Annotated in this window: 18 protein-coding genes; 14 read left to right on the top strand and 4 right to left on the bottom strand. The window is 63.2% G+C overall.

Translation table 11 applies throughout. From position 1 onward, the window contains the following. The first annotated feature begins 22 nt into the window (after positions 1 to 22). Genes NLY33_RS12205 through NLY33_RS12225 form a run of 5 tightly spaced genes read left to right on the top strand, consistent with a single transcriptional unit; the run spans position 23 to position 3963 of the window. Positions 23 to 955, top strand: coding sequence for a FliM/FliN family flagellar motor switch protein (locus NLY33_RS12205; RefSeq protein WP_023703971.1), 933 nt, complete (start codon positions 23 to 25; stop codon positions 953 to 955). 33 nt (positions 956 to 988) lie between these two features. Continuing rightward, the gene (gene fliN / locus NLY33_RS12210; RefSeq protein ID WP_023683477.1) at positions 989 to 1378 is read left to right on the top strand and encodes a flagellar motor switch protein FliN; all 390 of its coding nucleotides are present in this window, start codon (positions 989 to 991) and stop codon (positions 1376 to 1378) included. Between the two features lie 38 nt (positions 1379 to 1416). Further along, positions 1417 to 2433: a flagellar motor switch protein FliG gene (locus NLY33_RS12215; RefSeq protein WP_023707656.1), complete on the top strand. Its 1017-nt coding sequence runs from the start codon at positions 1417 to 1419 to the stop codon at positions 2431 to 2433. Positions 2434 to 2446: 13 nt separating this feature from the next. After that, entirely contained in the window at positions 2447 to 3529 is a 1083-nt protein-coding gene (flhB, locus tag NLY33_RS12220; RefSeq protein ID WP_023683475.1) for a flagellar biosynthesis protein FlhB, read from the top strand. Beyond that, positions 3526 to 3963: a BspJ family T4SS effector nucleomodulin gene (locus NLY33_RS12225; protein ID WP_023671756.1), complete on the top strand. Its 438-nt coding sequence runs from the start codon at positions 3526 to 3528 to the stop codon at positions 3961 to 3963. Before flhB ends, NLY33_RS12225 begins: the two co-directional genes overlap by 4 nt. 31 nt (positions 3964 to 3994) lie before the next feature. On the opposite strand, the gene NLY33_RS12230 is transcribed toward NLY33_RS12225, so the two are convergent. Then, on the bottom strand, positions 3995 to 4765 hold the full coding sequence (locus tag NLY33_RS12230) for a helix-turn-helix transcriptional regulator (protein ID WP_023703970.1): 771 nt from the start codon (positions 4763 to 4765) through the stop codon (positions 3995 to 3997). Beyond that, positions 4762 to 5472: a helix-turn-helix transcriptional regulator gene (locus tag NLY33_RS12235; protein ID WP_023671758.1), complete on the bottom strand. Its 711-nt coding sequence runs from the start codon at positions 5470 to 5472 to the stop codon at positions 4762 to 4764. The genes NLY33_RS12230 and NLY33_RS12235 overlap by 4 nt, the downstream gene beginning before the upstream one ends. A gap of 505 nt (positions 5473 to 5977) precedes the next feature. On the opposite strand from NLY33_RS12235, the gene NLY33_RS12240 reads away from it, so the two are divergent. After that, positions 5978 to 8884, top strand: a complete 2907-nt coding sequence (locus NLY33_RS12240) for a M16 family metallopeptidase (protein ID WP_286439808.1) — start codon at positions 5978 to 5980, stop codon at positions 8882 to 8884. Between the two features lie 61 nt (positions 8885 to 8945). Further along, complete coding sequence (locus NLY33_RS12245) at positions 8946 to 10139, top strand: TMEM43 family protein (protein WP_023703967.1); 1194 nt, start codon at positions 8946 to 8948, stop codon at positions 10137 to 10139. An 87-nt stretch (positions 10140 to 10226) separates the two neighbouring features. Here the strand turns inward: NLY33_RS12245 and NLY33_RS12250 are convergent, their stop codons facing one another. Further along, positions 10227 to 11258 (bottom strand): histone deacetylase family protein, encoded by a 1032-nt coding sequence (locus NLY33_RS12250; RefSeq protein ID WP_023703966.1) that lies wholly within the window; start codon positions 11256 to 11258, stop codon positions 10227 to 10229. A 24-nt stretch (positions 11259 to 11282) separates the two neighbouring features. Continuing rightward, the gene (locus tag NLY33_RS12255; RefSeq protein WP_023703965.1) at positions 11283 to 11936 is read right to left on the bottom strand and encodes a TetR/AcrR family transcriptional regulator; all 654 of its coding nucleotides are present in this window, start codon (positions 11934 to 11936) and stop codon (positions 11283 to 11285) included. A 277-nt stretch (positions 11937 to 12213) separates the two neighbouring features. Between NLY33_RS12255 and NLY33_RS12260 the strand changes: the two genes are divergently transcribed. From NLY33_RS12260 to NLY33_RS12290, 7 genes are all read left to right on the top strand, one after another. Then, complete coding sequence (locus tag NLY33_RS12260) at positions 12214 to 13893, top strand: amidohydrolase (protein ID WP_023703964.1); 1680 nt, start codon at positions 12214 to 12216, stop codon at positions 13891 to 13893. 156 nt (positions 13894 to 14049) lie between these two features. Next, positions 14050 to 15150: an ABC transporter ATP-binding protein gene (locus NLY33_RS12265; RefSeq protein WP_023703963.1), complete on the top strand. Its 1101-nt coding sequence runs from the start codon at positions 14050 to 14052 to the stop codon at positions 15148 to 15150. A gap of 2 nt (positions 15151 to 15152) precedes the next feature. After that, positions 15153 to 16073, top strand: a complete 921-nt coding sequence (locus NLY33_RS12270; RefSeq protein ID WP_023703962.1) for an ABC transporter permease — start codon at positions 15153 to 15155, stop codon at positions 16071 to 16073. Beyond that, entirely contained in the window at positions 16066 to 16866 is an 801-nt protein-coding gene (locus NLY33_RS12275; protein ID WP_023671766.1) for an ABC transporter permease, read from the top strand. The genes NLY33_RS12270 and NLY33_RS12275 overlap by 8 nt, the downstream gene beginning before the upstream one ends. Positions 16867 to 16889: 23 nt before the next feature. Continuing rightward, on the top strand, positions 16890 to 17924 hold the full coding sequence (locus NLY33_RS12280; protein WP_023703961.1) for an ABC transporter substrate-binding protein: 1035 nt from the start codon (positions 16890 to 16892) through the stop codon (positions 17922 to 17924). A gap of 62 nt (positions 17925 to 17986) precedes the next feature. Then, positions 17987 to 19183: a serine hydrolase domain-containing protein gene (locus tag NLY33_RS12285; protein ID WP_023707660.1), complete on the top strand. Its 1197-nt coding sequence runs from the start codon at positions 17987 to 17989 to the stop codon at positions 19181 to 19183. A 32-nt stretch (positions 19184 to 19215) separates the two neighbouring features. Next, positions 19216 to 20397 (top strand): serine hydrolase domain-containing protein, encoded by a 1182-nt coding sequence (locus tag NLY33_RS12290; protein WP_023703959.1) that lies wholly within the window; start codon positions 19216 to 19218, stop codon positions 20395 to 20397. Positions 20398 to 20497 lie beyond the last annotated feature (100 nt).

Raw genomic sequence — 20497 nt, forward strand, 5'->3', positions numbered from 1 at the left:
ACAGACAGGACCGCACGCCGTCATGACAAGTCCTGGCAGCCCCTCGCAAGCCCGCTCGCTGATCATCGAGCGTCTGGTCGGTGACAGCGGTGAGGCCGCTCACGTCATCGGCACCGGGCGCTCAATGGGGGAGCGCGCACTGCCGCTGCTGCAGAAGAGCCTGGCCGGCGAGCTCGGTGCACCGGTCACCGTCGACCTGCGCACGGTCGAGATCAGCCGTGTTCCCGATGCCCGCACGAATGCCGGCGATGCCTTTGCCATGGCCATCATAGCATCGCCGACGTCTTCGGATGCGATGACGCTGGTGGCTGATGCGCCGGCCATCGCCGTGATGGTGTGCGCGCTGTTCGGCGGCGATCCGGATCAGCCGGTTTCGCCGATCGAGCGCGCTCTGTCGCAGATCGAGACCGATGTCGCGACCACGGTCTTTCAGGAAGTTGCGCAGGCGTTGAACGGATCGGGCCGGCGCTCGCTCGAGCTGCGGCTGCCGGTGCCGCGGGCGCTTTCGGGCAGCGAAGCCAAGCGCCGCGTGCTGCGCGATGGCGCGGCGGTGCGCATCGTCTTCGGCATCTCGACGCCGACCGACAGCGGAACGGTCACGGTGATGATCCCGCAGCGCATCCTGCTGGCCACACGCGGTATCGCCGATGTCCACGACAGCGAAGGCACGACCTCCGACTGGCGGGCACGTTTTTCCGAAGAAGTGATGCGCTCGACGGTGACGCTCGAAGCGACCATGCCGCTGGCCCGCCTGACGCTCGGCGACCTCGCCGGCTTCGAGCCGGGCCAGATCATCGAGCTCGAGGAGACGGCGCAGTCCCAAGCCAAGCTGAGCGCGCGCGACAAGACGCTGTTTGTCTGCGAGTTCGGTAAACTCGGGCAGAACTACACCGTCCGGATCAGGCATCCTTACGATGCCGGTCAGGATTTTATCGATGGGCTCATGCCGGGCTGACGCCGGGCAAGCCCAAGCATTTGGAGACGACTGATGGCCAAGACCAAGGTGGAAGCCAATATCGACCAGCCGGACGAACAACTCGACCGCGCCATCGAGGAATTGCGCGGCGTCCTCCAGGAGGAGGAAAAGCGCCCCGACGCCGCCTTGCGGGCTGCCACGTCCGGCGCCAATTCCAACATCATCATGAGCATCCCGGTCGATGTGCAGATCATCCTCGGCAGTACGGAAATGCCGGTGTCGGACCTGATGGCGCTGCAGAAGGGCTCGACGGTGGCGCTCAACCGGCGCATCGGCGAACCGGTCGATGTCGTGGTCAACGGCCGCAAGATCGCGCGCGGCGAGATCACCGTGCTGGAAAGCGATCCGTCGCGCTTTGGCATCAGGCTGACCGAAATTATCGCGGCGACCAAGGGCGCTTGAGCAATGAATGACATGCGGTCTCAGCAGGAGCGGATGCCATGACGACGCCGGTGACGCTCACGCGCCCGCAAAAGGCCGCCGCCATCCTGGTGGCGATGGGCAAACCTTTGGCCAGCCGGCTGCTGAAATTCTTCAAGCAAGAAGAACTGAAGGCACTGATCGAAGGGGCGCGGCTGCTGCGCACCATTCCGCAAAGCGACCTCGAACGCATCGTTGCCGAATTCGAGGCCGAGTTCACCGAAGGTGCGGGCCTGCTCGATTCCGCCGACCGGATGGACACGATCCTCAATGAATCGCTGTCGCCCGAAGAGATGAGCGCCATCATGGGCGACAAGCGCTTCGAGGTTGCGCCGGAAGGGCCACCGCCGATCTGGCCGGAGCTGGAAAAGCTCGAACCGACGCGTCTGGGCACATTCCTTGCCGCCGAGCATCCCCAGACCGCGGCCATGGTGCTGTCGAAGCTTGCGCCGCAAGCCGCCGCCAACATTTTGCTGACCATGGAAAAGCCGATGCGCAGCGAGATCATCAAGCGCATGGTGACGATGGCGACCATTCCGGACGCGGCCACCAGGATCATCGAGAACCAGCTGCGCGCCAGCGTGCTGGCGCAGACCGCGACCAAGGATATCTCGGCGGGACAGGCGCGCGTCGCCAGTATGCTCAACGAGATGGACAAGCCTCAGTTGGAAGAGGTCATGCAGGATCTGGAAGAGGCCGGCACGCCGGACCTCGGCGGTGTTCGCTCCAGGTTGTTTGCCTTCGACGATCTGCCGCTTTTGACGCAGAAGGCGAGGGTACTCCTTTTCGACGGGCTGTCGACCGAACTGATCACGCTGGCGCTGCGCGGTGCGGCGCCCGCATTGACGGAATCGGTGCTGTCGGCGATCGGCGCACGGTCGCGGCGCATGATCGAGTCCGAGCTCGGCCAGGGCTCGGAAGGCATTCAGCTTGCCGACATCATGACGGCGCGCAAGAACATCGCGGTGGCGACAATCCGGCTTTCGCGCGAGGGGGCTTTCGAACTGCCCTCATCGCAGCAGAGCGAAGCGGCTTAACGCCGAGCGCTGAATGGCTGAAGCGGCGGACAAAGACTCCAAAACCGAAGACGCGACCGAAAAGAAGATCCGCGACACCGTCGAACAGGGCAAGCTGCCCCATTCGCGAGAGGCCGCACTTCTGGCGTCCTTCATCGCCATACTGGTGTTCACCGTCTTCTACGCCAAGGACGCGGTCGTTGATCTCGGCATGTTCCTGTCGATGTTCCTGGAAAAGCCCGAGGCGTGGCCGATGGACACCGAGACCGACGTCATCGCGCTCTACAAGACCGTGATGATGGAAATAGGCAACGCCGTCGTCAGCCTGCTGGTGCTGCTGGTGGTGGCCGGCATCGGCGCCTCGGTGCTGCAGAACATGCCGCAAGTCGTCGGCGAGCGGATCCGGCCGCAACTGTCGCGCATCTCGATAGCCAAAGGCTGGACCAGGATGTTCGGCATTCAGGGCTGGGTCGAGTTCCTGAAATCGCTGGGCAAGCTCGGCTTCGCCAGCATCGTGCTCTACTTCACGCTATCGCAGGACTACCGCCAGCTCCTGGCCGGCATGATCACCAACCCCGTCGCTTTCGGCCTCGTCATCAAAAGCATCACCGTCGACATATTGGTGGCGATCGTCTTCGTCATGGGGCTGATCGCGGCGGTCGACGTCGTCTGGTCGCGCTTCCACTGGAAGCAGGATCTGCGGATGACCAAGCAGGAGGTCAAGGACGAGTTCAAGCAGTCCGAGGGCGACCCGATCATCAAGTCGCGGCTGCGCTCGCTGGCGCGCGACCGGGCGCGCAAGCGGATGATGACGGCGGTGCCGCGCGCGACGCTGATCATCGCCAATCCGACGCACTTTTCCATCGCGCTCAGATATGTCCGCGACGAGGATTCAGCACCCATGGTGCTGGCCAAGGGCCAGGACCTTGTGGCGCTCAAGATTCGCGAGATTGCCAAGGAGCACAACATCCCGATCTTCGAGGACGTGGCGCTCGCCCGCTCCATGTACAAGCAAGTTTCGGTTGATAGCGTGATCCCGTCGCAATTCTACCAGGCCGTCGCCGAACTGGTGCGGATCGTCTACTCCAAAAAGGCTGAGCGGAGACAAATTTCATGAACCGCCAACCGCACGCAAAATCCCGCGAACTCATCGTCGCCAAGGCCATCGAGCAGGTGGTCGACGAGTTGCGGCTGATCGACGTCGCCGACTACATCGCCTTCATCCGGCTCGAGCATTTCGCTTGCCTGTCGGATCTGGTGGATTCGGCTGTGGAGCTTTTTTTCCTCCCAGGCACGCTCAGGCTCGGCCATGGCGGAGAGGCACATGTCGACTGGAGCGGCAGCCCGCGCATCGTGCTCGATCTCGAGCTTCGGCCGCCGGGCGTCACCGTCTATTTCCAGCTGACGCTGAGCGAGGAGAGGTCTTCGGTCGCGGTCAACTATGTGTCGTTCGAAAAGCCCGGGGAAGACCCCGAGCACAACACCGCTTTGCTGGAGACGGTGATCGAAGAGGCGCGAATCCGCAGGACCGAGCCGCTCGCCTATCGCTGATCTTTTGTCTTACTCCAACTGCCAGACGCGATCACTCGATCAGCCCCAGCCGCAGCGCCTTGGCCACCGCCTGGTTGCGGTTGACCGCGTTGAGCTTCTGCGTCGACTGGGTGAGATACTGGTTGGCGGTGTGGACCGACAGCTTCAGCAGCCTGGCGATCTCTTCGCTGGTGTTGCCGTTGGCGGTCAGCTTCAGGCACTCCAGTTCACGCTTGGAGATCGACCGCATCCGGCCGGCATCGTTCGGACGAATTCGGGCGACGGCGGCGAACAGCGAAAAACAGCGGGCGTGGATTTCGTAGAGCGTGTCCTCCGGCAAAGCGATCGTCGAGCCGAGGAACACCACCAGCCCGCAATGGCCGCGATCGGCATGGACGGGAAAGCCAATGCCGTTGGTGCCCGGCGCCAGCGGCGCCGTCCGCTCCGCCCAGGCGAGGTTCTTGAAGACGGCGTCCGAGCCGGCGATGCCGTCATCGGCCCACCAGCGCGGCGCTGTCGAGGCGCCGCTGTGGCGAACCATCTCCTCGCCATTGGCGCCGGCGATGAACTTGGTTGTCACCGCAGTGGCTGGATAGTCGGAATCGAAGCTCGGCACCAGGCGCGCCCGTTCCGGCGAGGGGCTGACGAAATAGAGGCCAAACGCCGACGCGTTGATGTCGACGGCGATCCAGCGGCAGCGGCGCACCGCGTCCGGGATGGTAACGGCATGGTGCGTCTCGGAACCGATGGAGAAGGCGCCGAACGGATTGCGCTGCTCGTTGAAAAGGGCTTCGGCCGCCGCCTTGATGTCAGCGTGTTTCAAATGATGCCGCTCCTGATCGCCGTGGCGATGGCCATCGCGCGGTTCGAGGCCGCGAATTTCTGGATGGCGTGGGTGATGTAGCTGTTGACGGTGTTGGACGAGACCCCGAGGATCACCGCGACCTCATCGGTGGTTTTGCCTTCAGACACCCAGAACAGGCATTCGCGCTCGCGGTCGGACAGCGGGTCCTGCATGGCGGCGGCGGCGATCAATTGCGGGATGGCGGACAGCGCGTAGCAGCACTTCAACTGAGCCTTCATCAGCGCCGGCTGGTCGATACTGCCGGCCTCGGCCGCGGAGAAAAGCGCAAACAGCCGCTGGCGGCCGACATTGAGCCGCAATGAATAGACTTCGGCATGGCCAAGCACATCGAGCAGGCGCGCCTCTTCGCCGGTGAGCAGTCCGCCGGCGTCGGGCGCCGCGGCGGCGACCAGCGGCCTCGGGCGGATGCCAGGTGCAACGGTCAGCGGTCCCTGGGCAAGGCCGGCGATCAGCCGCTTGCCGATCAGTTCAATGGCGTCGAAGATCCAGTTGGATGAGACGATGCGGGCGTCGTTGCGATCCTGGTCGTGGACGATGGCGACGAGCATGTAGCTGTCGGCGCCGATCTCGGCGGCAAGCTGCATGAAAAAGGAGGTGAGATCGCCGCGCGATTCAAGGCGCGAGCCTAACGTATCGGATTGGAGAAGCGCGGCGGAACTGCTCATTGGATGCTTTGGTTGTATGTCATGGCCGGAGTCTTTTCTTGAGCCCGGACGCTGGGGCTAGCAGCGGCCGAACTTGAAGACGCATCACGTTTACGAAGCACTCACACGGCGCGGCGGTCGCGCTGATCGCCGAATCCATTCAGGGAACGCGAAGCCGTCCGCGTCTGGTGCCGGTCATTTGCCGGAACTTGAGACTTTGGGTGGTCGCCGCGCCCCCAAGGACCGGCTGATTCGGGTCTAATCTACCCGCAGATGAATCCGACATCAAACGCGATTTGACAAAATCAATATTATTGGACTCAAGCGACTCAGGGGCGGCTTCCGCGGCCTTTTCCGCCGCAAAAGGCCTGAAACGCCGACACGAAAAAGCCAGAGGGTGTTGCGATACTGCGTATCGAGGGCCGATCGATTCCGATAGGGTCTCGGCAGCCGGCAGGGGTGGGCATCCCTTCGGTCATACGGCGGATTTGGCGGCGCTTGCTCGCGGCCATCAGCATCGGGGGTCATGATGAAGCAGGTTTTCCTGGCGTTCACGGTGGTGCTTGCGGTTCTTGCCGGTATGGAAGCGCCCGCCAAGGCTGAGCCGACCGTTACCTATGCGCTCGACAACGGGCTGCAGGTGGTGCTGGTGCCCGACCATCGCGTGCCGAAGGTGGTGATGAACCTGCGCTACCGCGTCGGGTCGATGAATGAACCCGCGGGACGCTCGGGCTTTGCGCATCTGTTCGAACATCTGATGTTTTCCGGCACGCCGGCCTGGCCGAACGTGTTCGGCGCGCACGCCGCGCTCGGCAACGAGATCAATGCCTGGACCACCGAAGACGGCACCGTTTATTACGTCGACGGGCTGTCGTCGTCACTGCCGATGATCCTGTCGCTGGAGGCCGACCGCATGGCCAATCTCGGCCGTTCGGTGACTCAGGCCAAGCTCGATCTGCAGCGCTCGGTGGTCAAGAACGAGATGCGCCAGAACGTGCTCGACAAGGCCGGCGCATCCGGCTGGGAAGCTTTCTGGTCCGGGCTGTTCCCGAAGCCGCATCCCTATAGCCGCATGGTCATCGGCTCGGTCGCCGATCTTGATGCGGCGACGCTCGACGATGTCAGGGGTTTCTTCAACAGCTACTATCTGCCCAACAATGCGGTGCTGGTGCTGGTCGGCGACTTGGAGATCGACGACACCAAGGCGCTGATTGCCGACACGTTCGGCCGCGTGGCGCGCGGCGCCGATGTGGCGCGGCCCGCCGTGCCGGCACCGACGCAGGCCCGGCTCAAGCTGGTGCTCGAGGATCGTGTACCAAGCCCCATCGTCGTGGTCGGCTTCAGTGGCCCGGTGGCGCAGTCGCCCGACAATGGTGCGCTCAGCATTGCCGCCGAACTGCTCGGCAACGGCGAATATGGATTTTTGCGCAACCGGCTGGTTTCGCAGTTGGGCATTGCCACCTATGCCAGCGCGAGCTGGACCGGCGGTCTGCTCGGTGGCCGCTTTACCTTCGAGGCGGGTGCCGCCGAAGGTGTGGCGCCGGAAGCGCTGGAAAGCGCGATGAAAACGGCGTTCGCGGATTTCCTGAAGACCCCGCTCGATCCGGTCGATGTCGAGCGTGCGCGCACGGGCATCTTGCAGGCAGCGCGGCTCGGCAGCGAAGCACTGAAGGATCGCGCCGGCGTCGTCTCCTACAATGCCGACGTGCTCGGCGATGCGCAGAGCGCGCTGGTCGACGACCCGCGGGTGAAGGACGCCAGCGTGGCGGATGTCGAGGCCACGATGAAGCGGCTGTTGAAACCGGAAGACGCCAGCGTGCTGGTGCTGAAGCCCGGACCGCGCGGCGGCTATCCCGATGCACTGATCGGCTCGTCCGGCACACCGCAGCCGTTCACCGCGCCGGAGCGAGCGGCGATCGACATTCCGAAGCATGCGGCCGGGCAAGCGCCTTCGGCAACACTGCCCGCCATGGAAACGGCGACGCTCTCGAATGGCATCAAACTCGTCCACTACACAATGCCGGAAGCGCCGATGGTCTATGTCGCGGCCAGTGCCGCCGGCGGCTGGAACAGCGTGCCGGAAGGCAAGGAGGGATTGCTGGAGCTTGCAGCAAGCATGGCGACACGCGGGGCCGCCGATCGCGGCTCGGCTGATTTCGCCAAGGCGGCCAGCGACATCGGCGCCGGCGTCGGCCACCAGGCCGGAACGCTGACCACGATGATGACGCTCGGCGTGCCGCCGGAAAAGCTCGACCAGGGTATTGGCCTGCTCGCCGACGCGGTGCTGAAGCCTCGTTTCGACAAGACCGAATGGACGGTGCTGATGGCGCAGACAGTCGACTGGCTAAACGGCCGCGAGGCGGATCTGCCCGGCGTTGCCGGCCGCATGGCAAAGGCGACGCTGATCCCGCAGGTGCCGGGCAAGGCAGCGGTGGACTGGTCGGCAAAGGCGCTGGCCTCGATCTCGCTCGACGAGGCGAGGGACGCATTCAAGGCGGAGTTCACGCCGAAGGCGGTGACCTTCTACAGCGTCGGCCCGATGCCGGTCGCGACCGTCGCCGCCAGCCTTGAAAAAGCATTTGGCGCGTGGACAAGCGACACCGCCGGCTATGCCGTCGAGCCGTCGCCGGCGGCGCATTTCAACGGGGGACAGAAAGTGCTGCTGGTGCCCGAACCCGGCGCCAGCCAGTCGGCGCTGTTCGTGGCGCGGCCGGCGCCCGGCACCGACGAGAGCGAGCGCGCTGAATCGACCGCGGTCTCCAACCTGCTTGGCGCCGATTTCTCCAGCCGGCTGAATTCGGTGATCCGCGAGGAGAAGGGCTACTCCTATGGCGTGTCGAGCTATCTGATGAGCCCGATGAAGGCCGGCTCGGGATTGGTCGTGGCAACCACCGTCGAGCGCGCCAACACCGGGCCGGCGATTACCGAAATCCTGAAAGGATTTGCCGGCCTGACCACCTTGCCGGTGGCGCAGGACGAGGTCGACCGCACGGTGACTGTCTATCGCCGGGCGCTGGCTGGATCGGCCGAGACGTCGGCTGGTCTGTTCTCCTCGCTGATTGGCGCGGTCGGCAGCGGATCGACGCTGGAGGACCAGCAAACCCGCATGGCGGCGCGCACAAAGCTGACGCTCGATGCGGTTCAGAAACAGGCGCTGGCCCTGGCGTCGCTCGATCCGTCGCTGATCGTGGTGGCGGGCGACCCCGATGTGGTGATGCCGCAGCTTGCCGCTATCGGTTTCAAGGACGTCGAGATCGTCAAGCGTGACGAGGTCGGCGATGAGACGGCGATGCGGGCGCTCGATCTTCTCGGGGGCAATCGCCAGGCGCCGCTCTCCGCATCGCCATGGCGGGTCGGCGATGGCGGCACGACACGGGCGGTGCATTCCTGTACAGGCGATAGGGACTGCGGCGCGCAGATCCACGCCGACTGATCGATACGAGGCGGCCGCCGGCCGCGTTTAAATCTTGGGCAACTTTGTTTCGGGGGAAACGATGAGCGATTCATTTCGGGAAGTCACATCCGTCTCGTGGTTCGGGCGGATCAAGCGCGCGGTCGGCGGGGTCATCTTCGGCCTTATCCTGATCGTGCTGATGGTGATCGGGCTGTTCTGGAACGAAGGCCGCGCCGTGCAGACGGCGCGCTCGCTGGCCGAAGGTTCTGGAGCGGTGGTTTCGGTCGGCGCCGACAGCGTCGATACCGCCAATGACGGCAAGCTGGTTCATGTCAGCGGACTGGTGACGGCGGACAGCGGCCTGGCGGATCCGGATTTCGGCATCGCCACGCAAGGGCTGCGGCTGTCGCGCAGTGTCGAGATGTATCAGTGGAAGGAAGAGTCCAAGTCGGAGACGACCAAGAAGCTCGGCGGTGGCGAAGAGACGGTGACCACCTACAGCTATTCCAAGGTGTGGAACGACAGCCAGATCGACTCGTCGGACTTCAAGAAGCCGGACGGCCACCAGAATCCGCCGATGGAAATCCCCGGCGGGACCTTCCAGATTCCTGAGGGCAAGCTTGTCGCCTTCGATCTCGATACGCCAGTGCTGGACCGTATCGAGGGTGACAAGGACTATTCGCTCTCAGCCGACCAGTCGGCGGCGATAAAGGCTGCCTATACCGGAACGAAACCGCTCAGCATCGTCGATGGCAAGATTTATCTCGGCAATGACAACACGAAGCCCGCTTTGGGCGACTATCGCATCGGCTACGAACTGGCGCCGCTGGGCGTGATCAGCATCATCGCGCGCCAGGCCGGCAGCCGCTTCGAGCCCTACCAGACGCAAGCCGGCGATGCGCTGCTGATGGTCGATACCGGCAACGTCCCGGCCGAAAAGATGTTCGCCGACGCGGTCAGCGCCAACACGCTGATCACCTGGCTGCTGCGCGGCGCCGGCTTGCTGTTGCTGACCATAGGCTTTGCGCTGTTCCTCAGCCCGATCGGGGTGATCCTCGACGTCATACCCTTCCTCGGCAGCATGGCGCGGATGGGCACCGGCATCATCGCCTTCGTCCTGGCGATCCTGGTCGGCACGGTGACGATTGCGATTGCCTGGTTCTGGTACCGGCCGTTGCTGGCGGTGGCCATCCTGGCGACAGGCGTGATTGCGGCGGTGATTGTCTACCGCATCGGCCGGTCGCGAAGGCCAGCCGTTCCGGTGGTTGCACCCAACCCGGCTGCGGCCGCCTAGATGGTCGGGGCGGCCGGAGCCGCCCCATATCTCCTTGGCGCAATTCCGGCCGGAAAACCGCCTCACACTTATCCTGGAATCGCTTTCCTATTTGTCCTCGAAGCCGGTCAGCACGCCGACGGCGTTGATGCCGATCTCCTCGACGGCATAGCCACCTTCCATCACGAACAGCGTCGGCAGGCCGAGCTTGGCGATGCGCCGGCCGATCTTCGGATAGTCCGGGCTTTTCAGCTTGAACTGGCTGATCGGGTCCTTCTCGAAGGTGTCGACGCCGAGCGACACGATGACGATATCGGGGGCGTAGGCGGCGAGCTTGGCGCAAGCGTCCTCCAGCGAGGCGTTCCAGGCGTCCCAATTGGTGCCGAAGGGCATGGGATAATTGACGTTGAAACCTTCGCCGGCGCTGGCGCCGCGTTCATCGGCATGGCCGAGGAAGAACGGATACTCCACCATGGGATCGCCATGCAGGTTGAGAACCTGCACGTCGGCGCGTTCATAGAAGATCTCCTGCGTGCCATTGCCGTGGTGATAGTCGAGGTCGAGGATCGAGACGCGTTTTGCGCCCTGATCGAGGAACCACTGCGCGGCGACCGCGGCATTGTTGATGTAGCAGTAGCCGCCCATGAACCCGGCACCGGCGTGATGGCCGGGCGGGCGGCAGAGCGCAAAGGCCGACCGCTCGCCACCCTTGACCAAGGCCGCCGCCGTCAGCGCCACGTCATAGGACGATTTGATCGCGGTCCATGTGCCTTCGACGAAGGTGGCGCCGGCGTCGAAGGAATAGTAGCCGAGCAAGGCGTCGACGCGCTTGGGTGGCACGTCGCCGCGCAGGCCGCGCGTCGGCCAGGTGAAGGGCATCGCCGTGCCCTCGAAGCCGGCGGCCTTCCACGCCGGCCAGACGGTCGGCAGGAAGTCGATATAGTCGGCCTTGTGGATGCGCTTGGCGGCTGTGAGATCGTGCTCGACCGGTCCGATGATCGGCCCCAGCTTCTCGCTCTCGACCCGCGCCTTGATGAACTCGGCCCGCGATGGCTTTTCGAAACCCGGCACGATTGCCGACGTGACCAGTTCCATCTGGCCGGCATGGCCGGCATGAAGCGGCGAATAGACAGTCTTCATGAATTTCCTCTCGAAATAGCGAAATCAGTCAAGGTTGAGATAGGGGGTGACCAGAGCGAGCCACATTCTTTCCACATCGTCCTCGATGAGGTCGTATGTCTTGCGATCCCGCTTCAACCCCACAAGCCGGCAGGCGTGCCCGACATCCATCATCAGCACGCCGAGCCGGCTGGCGATCTTGTCTTCAAGGGCCGGGTTCACATGCTGCAGCCACGCGGCGTAAAGCGCGATGATCTGCTCGTCATATCCGTCTTGGATCGGCCTGAGGTCGGCATTGCCGGATATCGCCTCGATCACCGGCATCAGGGTGGCGTTTTCGAGATATATTCTGGAGGTATCGATGAAGAGCTTGCGCACCTCCTGCCGAAACTCGTCGCGGTTGGTGGGTGGGGTGACCTCGATGCGCCTGGCGATCACCTCGGGAAACGACGACAGCCAGCGCCGGGCGAGGTCGAGGAGAATGGCTTCCTTGTTGGGAAAGTACTGGTAGACCGAACCGACCGACAGGCCCGCGCGCCGGGCAATGGCGAGCGTCGTCGGCGTCTTGGTTCCTTGCTCCCGCGTCAGGGTCAGCGCAGCGTCGAGTATCCTGTCGACCACCTTGCTCGACCGTTCCTGCCGCGGCTGCTTGCGCGGTTCGAGCGCCATCCTGGTTTCGCGGCTGAGACTGCGCTTCACGGATTGATGCCTTCGTTCCCTGCCGGTTTCAACACAGGTCCCGGTCTCAACATTGGCGTGGTGTGTTGTCCACAATACATTCGAAATTCGGCACGTTGACAAACGCGACTAATTAGTCGCATTCTTTTATCCACGCTGTTTCGAGAGATCACAAGGGGAATTTCGAAACAGCGCACTGGCATCAGTTTTCGTCCGATAAAGCCGCTCCGGCGGAGTGGCAGCTTGTCGGACTAGAGGGTTGTCGGTCTCAGCCAGTCGTCAAAAGCGCGGAGTCGCGATGTCTGTCACGGGTGCGGGTCAAAATGCTGATCTGATCGTCATCAATGGTCGCGTGCGGACCATGGACGATGACAATCCCGCCGCCGAGGCGATTGCCGTCAAGGACGGCGCCATCATCGCCATCGGCAACCACGCCGCCATCGAAAAACTCAAGGGAACGACCACAGAGGTGATCGACGCCAAGGGCGGTTCGGTCCTGCCCGGTTTCATCGAAGCCCACATGCATCTGTTCTCGGGAGGGGCCGAGCTCGCGCATCTTCAACTCGGCGGTATCCATGGCTTCGAGGCGCTTCAAAGCGCCATCCGCGACTACGCAACGACGCGGCCCGAGGCGAAAATGCTTGTGGGCCAGGGCGTCGACTACACCGTGCTCGGCGACGAGCGGGTGACACGCCATCATCTCGACGCCATCCTGCCCGACCGCCCCTTCTGCATGGCGGCGCCCGACCACCATACGATGTGGGCCAACACCAAGGCGTTGGAGATGGCCGGCATCCTGAAGGGACGCACGCTCGGCCCGGGCAACGAGATCGTGATGGGTGACGACGGCCTGGCCGCGGGCGAATTGCGCGAGGGCGAGGCCTTCGGTCCGGTGCTCGACCTTGCCGGCGAAAGCCGGGTGCGGTTGGGGCTGTCGACCGGCGGCGAGCCGGACCCAATGCCGTCGGCCGCCGAGCGGGCCGCTGACCGTGACATCATGCGGCGCGGGCTTGCATGGTGCGCGCGCCACGGCATCACCTCGATCCAGAACATGGACGGCAATCTCTACGAACTCGAACTGCTTTCCGAGATCGAGGCCGAGGAGGGATTGCCCTGCCGCGTCAAGATCCCGTTCCACTACAAGAACTTCATGACGCTCGACATGCTCGAGAAGGCGTCCGTCATGGCCGAGCGCTACGACGGCGAGTGGCTGTCATCGGGCATGGTCAAGGTGTTCTATGACGGCGTGCTCGATTCCTGGACCGCTGTTATGGTCGAACCTTATGCGGATCGTCCCGACTGGGTCGGCGAGCCGCTGTTCACGCCGCAGCAATTTATCGATCTCGCCGTGGCTATCGACAAACGCGGGCTGCAGATCGCCGTGCACTCGATCGGTGACGGCGCGGTGCGCGCGGTGCTCGACGGTTACGAGGCGGCGCGGAAGGTCAATGGCAAGCGCGACAGCCGGCACAGGGTTGAGCACATCGAGGTCACCACAGCAGCCGACGTGCCGCGTTTTGCCGAACTCGGCGTCATCGCCTCGATGCAGCCGTCGCATCCGCCCGGAGCCATGGATTTTCCTCTGGAGCCGACGGTGTCACGCATCGGGCCGGCCCGCTGGCCGCTGAGCTATGCCTGGCGCGCCCTGAAAAGCGCCGGCGCCCATGTCGTGTTCGCCTCGGACTGGCCGGTGGCGGCGATCGACCCGATCCTGAGCATTCAGGCGGCAGTGCAGCGCAAACCATGGGCAGAAGGCGATCCTGACCAGAGTTTCTCGCTGCAGGAAGCGATTGCCGCCTACACGGTCGAGGGCGCCTATGCCGAATTCGCCGAGCATCGCAAAGGCGTTCTGAAACCCGGCTACATGGCGGATCTGGTGGTTTTGTCGGCCGATATCGAGAAGACGGCGCCGGCCGATCTGCACAAGCTGCGGCCGGTGACGACGGTCTGCGGTGGCAAGGTCACCTACCAGGCCTGACAATGGCATGCGGCTTGCACAGCTTGCCGCTTGCAAGACGAAATGACCGACTGAACTGTGATTCAATGCCGGACTTGCCAACCTACCGGCCGTGTGGTCACATCGAACAGGGGAAAAGCTCCGCCAGCAAGAGCGGGGTGAACAGTGAGGCGTATCGTGCCGGAAAAACCGGATCGGAATGCAATTGAAGTCGTAAACGTCAGTAAAATTTTCGGATCGGGTGAGGGGCAGGTCGCTGCCCTCGATACGGTCTCGGTATCCATCCGCGAGAATGAGTTCTTCACCCTGCTGGGACCATCCGGCTGCGGCAAGACCACGTTGCTGCGGCTGATTGCCGGCTTCGACTTTCCAACCGCCGGCGAAATCCTCCTCTACGGTCAGGACATCGCGCCGTTGCCGCCCTTCAAGCGGCCGGTCAACACCGTCTTCCAATCCTACGCGCTGTTCCCGCATATGACGGTCGCCGACAATATCGGCTTTGGCCTGGAAATGCTGGGCAAGCCGAAGGCCGAGATCAAGGCGCGCGTCGCCGGGATGCTGAAACTGGTGAAGATGGAGGCGCTGGCGGGTCGCCGAACCAGCCAGATCTCCGGCGGCCAGCAGCAGCGCGTGGCGCTCGCCCGGGCGCTGGCGCCGCAGCCCAAGGTGCTCCTGCTCGACGAACCGCTCTCGGCGCTCGACTACAAGCTGCGCAAGGAAATGCAGATCGAATTGAAGCGGCTGCAGCACGAGACCGGAATTACCTTCATCTTCGTCACCCACGACCAGGAGGAAGCGCTGACCATGTCGGACCGCATCGCGGTGATGTCGTCGGGCAAAATCCTGCAGGTCGGCTCGCCGCGCGACATCTACGACCGGCCGGCCGAGCGTTTCGTCGCCGACTTCATCGGCGAGTCGAACTTCCTCAAGGCGGATGTGGTTAGCGCGACTGGTGGCCGGGCGACGGTGAAGCTGCCGTCTGGTGTGGAAATCCCAGCCTCGCTGCCGGAAGGCTTCAGCCCCAGCGGCAAGGTCACCATCGTCGTGCGTCCAGAGCATGCGCAGTTGGGCACGGCCAGCCCGAGCGCTTCGCTGTCCGGCACCGTCGAAAACATCGTCTATCTCGGCACCGACACGCACTTCCATCTGCGCCTTGCCGGTGGCGAGCCGTTCATCGTGCGGCGTCAGAACAGCCGCGGCGCCGGTGACGGCTTCGTGCAGGGCGGCCAGATCGGCATCATGATCGGCAACGACGCCGCGCAAGTGCTGAAGGACTGATCATGGCGACCGCGGAACAAGTCGCCAAGGCAGCGGAGCGACGCGATGTGCGCGACCGGTGGCTGCTGTCAGCGCCAGCCTTGCTGGTGATCTTCCTCGCCGCGACCGGCCCCTTGCTGATCGTGCTGATCTACTCGTTCCTGACGCCTGGCCCCTATGGCGATGTGAAGTGGCAGTTTTCGCCCGATGCCTGGCTGTCGGTGTTCATGGAACGCGACATTTTCGACGATACGCTTTCGCTTGCGGCAGCGCATGTCACCATCTTCTGGCGCTCGATCAAGCTGGCGGTGATAACGACGATCGCCACTTTGGCATTGGGGTTTCCAACCGCCTATTTCATGGCGACGCGCAGCGAGAAAACCAGGGATCTCTGGCTGTTCCTGATCACCATTCCGTTCTGGACCAACCTTCTGATCCGCACCTTCGCCGTGCTGCAGATCATCCGCAACGAAGGCATCATCAACACCATCCTTATCAAGCTTGGTATCGTCTCAGCGCCGGTGCAGATCCTCTTCACCGACACGGCGATTCTGATCGGCATGGCCTATGTCTATCTGCCGCTGATGGTGCTGCCGATCTATGCCAGCATGGAGAAGCTTGATTTTCGCCTCGTCGAGGCGGGCTACGACCTCTACGCGACCCGATTCAAGGTATTGCGGAAGATCATTTTCCCGCTGGTCAAACCCGGCGTCATTGCCGGCTCCATCCTGGTCTTCATTCCAGCCCTTGGCGCCTATGTGACGCCGAGCGTGCTTGGCGGCGGCAAGAATATGATGCTGTCCAACCTGATCGAATTGCAGTTCGGCCAAGGCCGCAACTGGCCGCTCGGCTCGGCGCTGTCGATCACGGTGATGATCATCGTCATGGTGGCGCTGCTTGCCTATGTGCGCAATGCCGGCAAGTCGGGGACGCGGCATGGCTAAGAACTTTTCCATCAAGCACCAGACCGGCTTCACGGTGATCGCTGCGACCTGTTTTATCGTGCTCTATCTGCCGATCATCGTGCTGGTCGCCTATGCCTTCAACGCGGCGAACTCGACGTCCGAATGGGGCGGCTTTTCGATGCGCTGGTTCCAGTCGGCTTGGCAGAACGTGCAAGTTATCGACGCGACGCTACGCTCGTTCCAGATCGGCGCCGTCGCTGCGGTGCTGTCGACAATCTTTGCCACCATGGCCGCGCTCGCCACCACGCGCACCGCGTCCTATCCGGGCCTCACCTTCAAATATGCGGCGATCAACCAGCCGCTGATGGTGCCCGAGATCGTCACGGGCGTGGCGCTGCTGATCTTCTTCTCGCGCATCAAGATCTTCACCGGCTATTCCGGCATTGGCTATCTGATCGCCGCGCACACGGCGTTCTGCATCCCGTTTGCCTATCTGCCGATCCGGGCGCGGCTGGAAAACATGGACCTGACGCTGGAGCGCGCGGCCGCCGATCTGTACGCGACGCCTTGGAAGACCTTCCGCCGCATCACGCTGCCGCTTTTGTGGCCCGGCATACTGGCCGGACTGATGCTGGCCTTCGTCATCTCGCTCGATGACGTCGTCATCACCGAGTTTGTCAAATCGGGCGGCCAGGATACGCTGCCCACCTACATGCTCGGCCAGATCCGCCGCGGCATCACGCCTGAGATCAACGCGATATCGACCGCCTTCCTGCTGCTTTCGGTCGCGATCGTCACGTTGTTTTTCTTCGTCAGCAGGAAAAGAGACTGAACCGACAAATGGGAGCTAAAACCATGAACTGGAAAACAACGACAGCCGCCATGGGGTTGGCGCTGCTCGCAACGACGAGCCTGGCCCGCGCCGATGGCGAGCTGAACATCTACAATTGGGGCAACTATACCAGCCCCGACGTGATCAAAAAGTTCGAAGCCAAATACAACGTCAAGGTGACCATCACCGATTACGATTCCAACGATACGGCGCTCGCCAAGGTACGCCAGGGCGGCACCGGCTTCGACATCGCCGTTCCGTCGCAAACCTACGTGCCGATCTGGATCAAGGAGGGCCTCGTGCAGGAGACCGATCCGGGCAAGATGGAGAACTTCAAGAACGTGGCGCCGGAATGGGCCAATCCAGACTTCGACCCCGGCCGCAAATATTCCGTGCCGTGGGCGCTGGGCACCGTCGGCGTCGTCGTCAACACCGATGCCTACAAGGGACCAGCCGACAGCTGGGGCATCATCTTCAACACGCCGGACGAGCTGAAGGGCAAGACCAATGTCGTTCCCGAGATGAATGACGTTATCTTCGCGGCGATCAAATATGTCGGCGGCCAGCAGTGCACCGACGACAAGACGGTGCTGAAGAAGGTGCGCGACACGCTTGTCGCGGCCAAGCCGAACTGGATCGCCATGGAATACAACACCATCGAAAAGATGGGCGCCGGCGACTTCAAGGCGACCAGCGACTGGAACGGTTCGGCGCTGCGTCAGCGGCTGGCCAATCCGGCCATCCATTACAATTATCCGAAGGAAGGCTACGGCCTGTGGAGCGATAACGTCGTCGTTCTCAAGGAAGCCAAAAATGTCGAGAACGCCAAGCTGTTCCAGAACTTCATCATGGATCCGGAAAACGCGGCCGGCCTCTCGGCCTTCCACCGTTACGCAAACGCCATTACCGGCTCGGACAGATACATGCCGGCCGATATGAAGGATGCCCCGGAAGTCGTCATTCCGGAGGCTGCGAAGGCACAAGGCGAATTCCAGAAGATGTGCGCGCCTGAGATCCAGGACATCTACACCAAGATCTGGACCGAACTGCAGAAATAACCGCAGTCTGACTGACCCGGCGGCATGCGCCGCCGGGTCTTTTCTTTTCCGGAATGGCTTTCATGGACTCCTATCGCAACAGCGATCCGCGGCCGTCGATCATGCAGGGCTCGCCGCCTCAAATGGTGCTGCCGAAGCTCGACTGGGACCGGCCGCCATGGAATCGCTGGGCCTTCCAACACATCCGCGAATTCCTGCCGACCATCGAGGTCTGGCGCGGTAATGGCCATCGCCATCGTCTTGAGCGCGCAGAGACCGATCTCGACGCGCTGCCGGTGGAAGACAGCAAGGGCCGTCCGACGACGCTCGTTGGCCTGCTCGACGAGACCTACACGGACGGCTTCCTGGTGCTCAAAGACGGCAAGGTCGCCTATGAGCGCTATTTCAACGGCATGGCCGAGCGCACGCTGCATCTGTCGCAGTCGATGGCGAAGTCGGTAACAGGCACCGTGTTCGGTATTCTGGTTGGGCGCGGCTTGATCGACCCGGCCAAACCGGTGAGCGCCTATCTGCCGGAGCTCGGCGCGACCGGCTGGGACGGCGCCAGCGTGCAGCATGTGCTGGATATGACCACCGGCGTGCGGTTTTCCGAGGAATACACCGACCGTTACTCCGACATCGGCCAGGTTGATGTCGCCACGGGCTGGAAGCCGGTGCCGCCGGACAGCGATCCGGATTTCCAATGGCCGCCGCATCTGTTCGAGTTGATCCTGCAGCTGAAGGACAAGGTGCGGCCGCATGGCGCCGCGTTCGAGTACCGCTCGATCGAGACCGACGTGCTTGCCTTCATCATGGAGCGGGTCACCGGTAAACGTCTGGCGCAGCTGGTGTCCGAGGAGCTGTGGCAGAAGCTCGGCGCCGACGAAAGCGCTTGCTTCACGGTCGACAGCGCCGGCTATGCGCTGGCCGATGGCGGCTTCAACGCGACGCTGCGCGATTACGCCCGCTTCGGCCAGCTGATCCTCGACAAGGGCCGCGGCATCGTGCCGGCCGACTGGGTCGAGGCGACGCGCAACGGCAGGCATGGGCCGGACTTCAATCCGAGCCTGCCCGAAGGCAGCTATCGCAACCAGTTCTGGATCGAAGACCCGCGCTCACGCGCGCTGATGTGCCGGGGCGTGTTCGGGCAGATGATCCATATCGACTGGGACACCGGCATGGTCGTGGTCAAGCTTTCGACCTATCCGGATTTCAGCAATGTCGCCTATTCGGTGGCAACGCTGAAGGCGGTGCACACCATCGCCATGGCGCTTGGTTGACCCACAACAAATCACCCTCTGAGGAAACGTTCATGACCGGCAAGACCGCGTTCGAGACCCGCTACGGCTTTGCCCGCAATGAGGTGCTGCTCTCCAACTGGCGCGAAAGCCCGTTCAACCGCTGGTCGTTCCAGAACCTTGGCGAGCTGGTGCCGACCGCCCCCGTGGCGGCGACGCTGGGAAGCGTCGAGGCACCGGTGCGGGACCTGAGCGGCCTGCTCGGCGAAAACGTCTCCGTCGCCGGCGCGCCGGAGACGGTGGCCGAATTCCTCACACGTTCGAGCAGCGACGCGCTGACGGTGATGAAGGCTGGCAAGGTCATCGGCGACTGGTTCGCGCCCAATATGGATTTCGGCGCCCGTCACATCATCTTTTCGATCAGCAAATCGGTCACCGCGATCATCGCCGGAATACTGGAAGGCGAGGGCGTGTTCGACCCGGAAGCGCCGGTGACCCAGTACATTCCGGAAGCCGCCGGCTCGGCCTATGCCGATGCAAGCTGCCGGCATGTGCTCGACATGAGCGTCAGCCTCGATTTCGAGGAGGCCTATCTCGATCCCGAAAGCGCCTTTGCCCGTTACCGCCGCGCGACGCTGTGGAATCCGGGCGGCGGCACTGAAAGCTTGCGCGAATTCATTCTGACCTTGCAGCGGCTCGAAGAACCGCACGGCAAAACCTTCCGCTACCGTTCGCCCAATTCCGATCTGCTCGGCCTGCTGCTCGAACGAGCTTCCGGCCAGCGCTTCCCGGACCTGATGCGCGAGAAACTGTGGCTACCGCTGGGTGCAGTCAGCGAGGCTTCGATCGGCGTCGACATGGAAGGTACGGCGCGCACCGCCGGCGGCATTTCGGTGACGCCGCGCGACCTGGCGCGTATCGGCGAGATGATGCGGCAGGGCGGCACGGCCAATGGCCGCGGCATCGTGCCAGAAGGCTGGGTGCGCGATACGACCGTTGCCGGCGGCAGCGCGGAGGCCTGGCAGCGCGGCACAATGGTGCATCTGTTCCCAAAGGGCCGTTACCGTAACAAATGGTACCAGACGGGGGCGGCAAACGGCGCCTTCTGCGGCATCGGCATCCACGGCCAATGGCTCTACGTCAACCCGAAGACGGAAGTGGTGATTGCAAAAATGGGGTCGCAGCGGGTGCCTGAAGATTATCCGCTCGAACGCGAGATCGTTGCCTTTTTCGAGGCGCTGAGCGGGATGGTCTGAGGACGAGCCAAAGCAAGGCGCTTTCCTGTGGACCTCTTTGACGCTTGAGAACACTGCGGTTGGCGTGACGGACATCAGCGCCTATGGTCGCCGCTCTTTG

Origin of the sequence: Mesorhizobium sp. C432A, from assembly GCF_030323145.1 — a bacterium.
In the GTDB taxonomy this organism is placed as follows: Bacteria; Pseudomonadota; Alphaproteobacteria; order Rhizobiales; family Rhizobiaceae; genus Mesorhizobium.

What these genes read in the sequence shown, in the direction of transcription:
- NLY33_RS12205 (WP_023703971.1), top strand. Translation starts at nt 23, where the DNA reads ATGACAAGTCCTGGCAGCCCCTCGCAAGCCCGCTCGCTGATCATCGAG.
- NLY33_RS12285 (WP_023707660.1), top strand. Translation starts at nt 17,987, where the DNA reads ATGGACTCCTATCGCAACAGCGATCCGCGGCCGTCGATCATGCAGGGC.
- NLY33_RS12260 (WP_023703964.1), top strand. Translation starts at nt 12,214, where the DNA reads ATGTCTGTCACGGGTGCGGGTCAAAATGCTGATCTGATCGTCATCAAT.
- NLY33_RS12240 (WP_286439808.1), top strand. Translation starts at nt 5,978, where the DNA reads ATGATGAAGCAGGTTTTCCTGGCGTTCACGGTGGTGCTTGCGGTTCTT.
- NLY33_RS12245 (WP_023703967.1), top strand. Translation starts at nt 8,946, where the DNA reads ATGAGCGATTCATTTCGGGAAGTCACATCCGTCTCGTGGTTCGGGCGG.
- NLY33_RS12280 (WP_023703961.1), top strand. Translation starts at nt 16,890, where the DNA reads ATGAACTGGAAAACAACGACAGCCGCCATGGGGTTGGCGCTGCTCGCA.
- NLY33_RS12250 (WP_023703966.1), bottom strand. Translation starts at nt 11,258, where the DNA reads ATGAAGACTGTCTATTCGCCGCTTCATGCCGGCCATGCCGGCCAGATG.
- NLY33_RS12235 (WP_023671758.1), bottom strand. Translation starts at nt 5,472, where the DNA reads ATGAGCAGTTCCGCCGCGCTTCTCCAATCCGATACGTTAGGCTCGCGC.
- NLY33_RS12290 (WP_023703959.1), top strand. Translation starts at nt 19,216, where the DNA reads ATGACCGGCAAGACCGCGTTCGAGACCCGCTACGGCTTTGCCCGCAAT.
- NLY33_RS12270 (WP_023703962.1), top strand. Translation starts at nt 15,153, where the DNA reads ATGGCGACCGCGGAACAAGTCGCCAAGGCAGCGGAGCGACGCGATGTG.
- NLY33_RS12215 (WP_023707656.1), top strand. Translation starts at nt 1,417, where the DNA reads ATGACGACGCCGGTGACGCTCACGCGCCCGCAAAAGGCCGCCGCCATC.
- flhB (WP_023683475.1), top strand. Translation starts at nt 2,447, where the DNA reads ATGGCTGAAGCGGCGGACAAAGACTCCAAAACCGAAGACGCGACCGAA.
- fliN (WP_023683477.1), top strand. Translation starts at nt 989, where the DNA reads ATGGCCAAGACCAAGGTGGAAGCCAATATCGACCAGCCGGACGAACAA.
- NLY33_RS12275 (WP_023671766.1), top strand. Translation starts at nt 16,066, where the DNA reads ATGGCTAAGAACTTTTCCATCAAGCACCAGACCGGCTTCACGGTGATC.
- NLY33_RS12225 (WP_023671756.1), top strand. Translation starts at nt 3,526, where the DNA reads ATGAACCGCCAACCGCACGCAAAATCCCGCGAACTCATCGTCGCCAAG.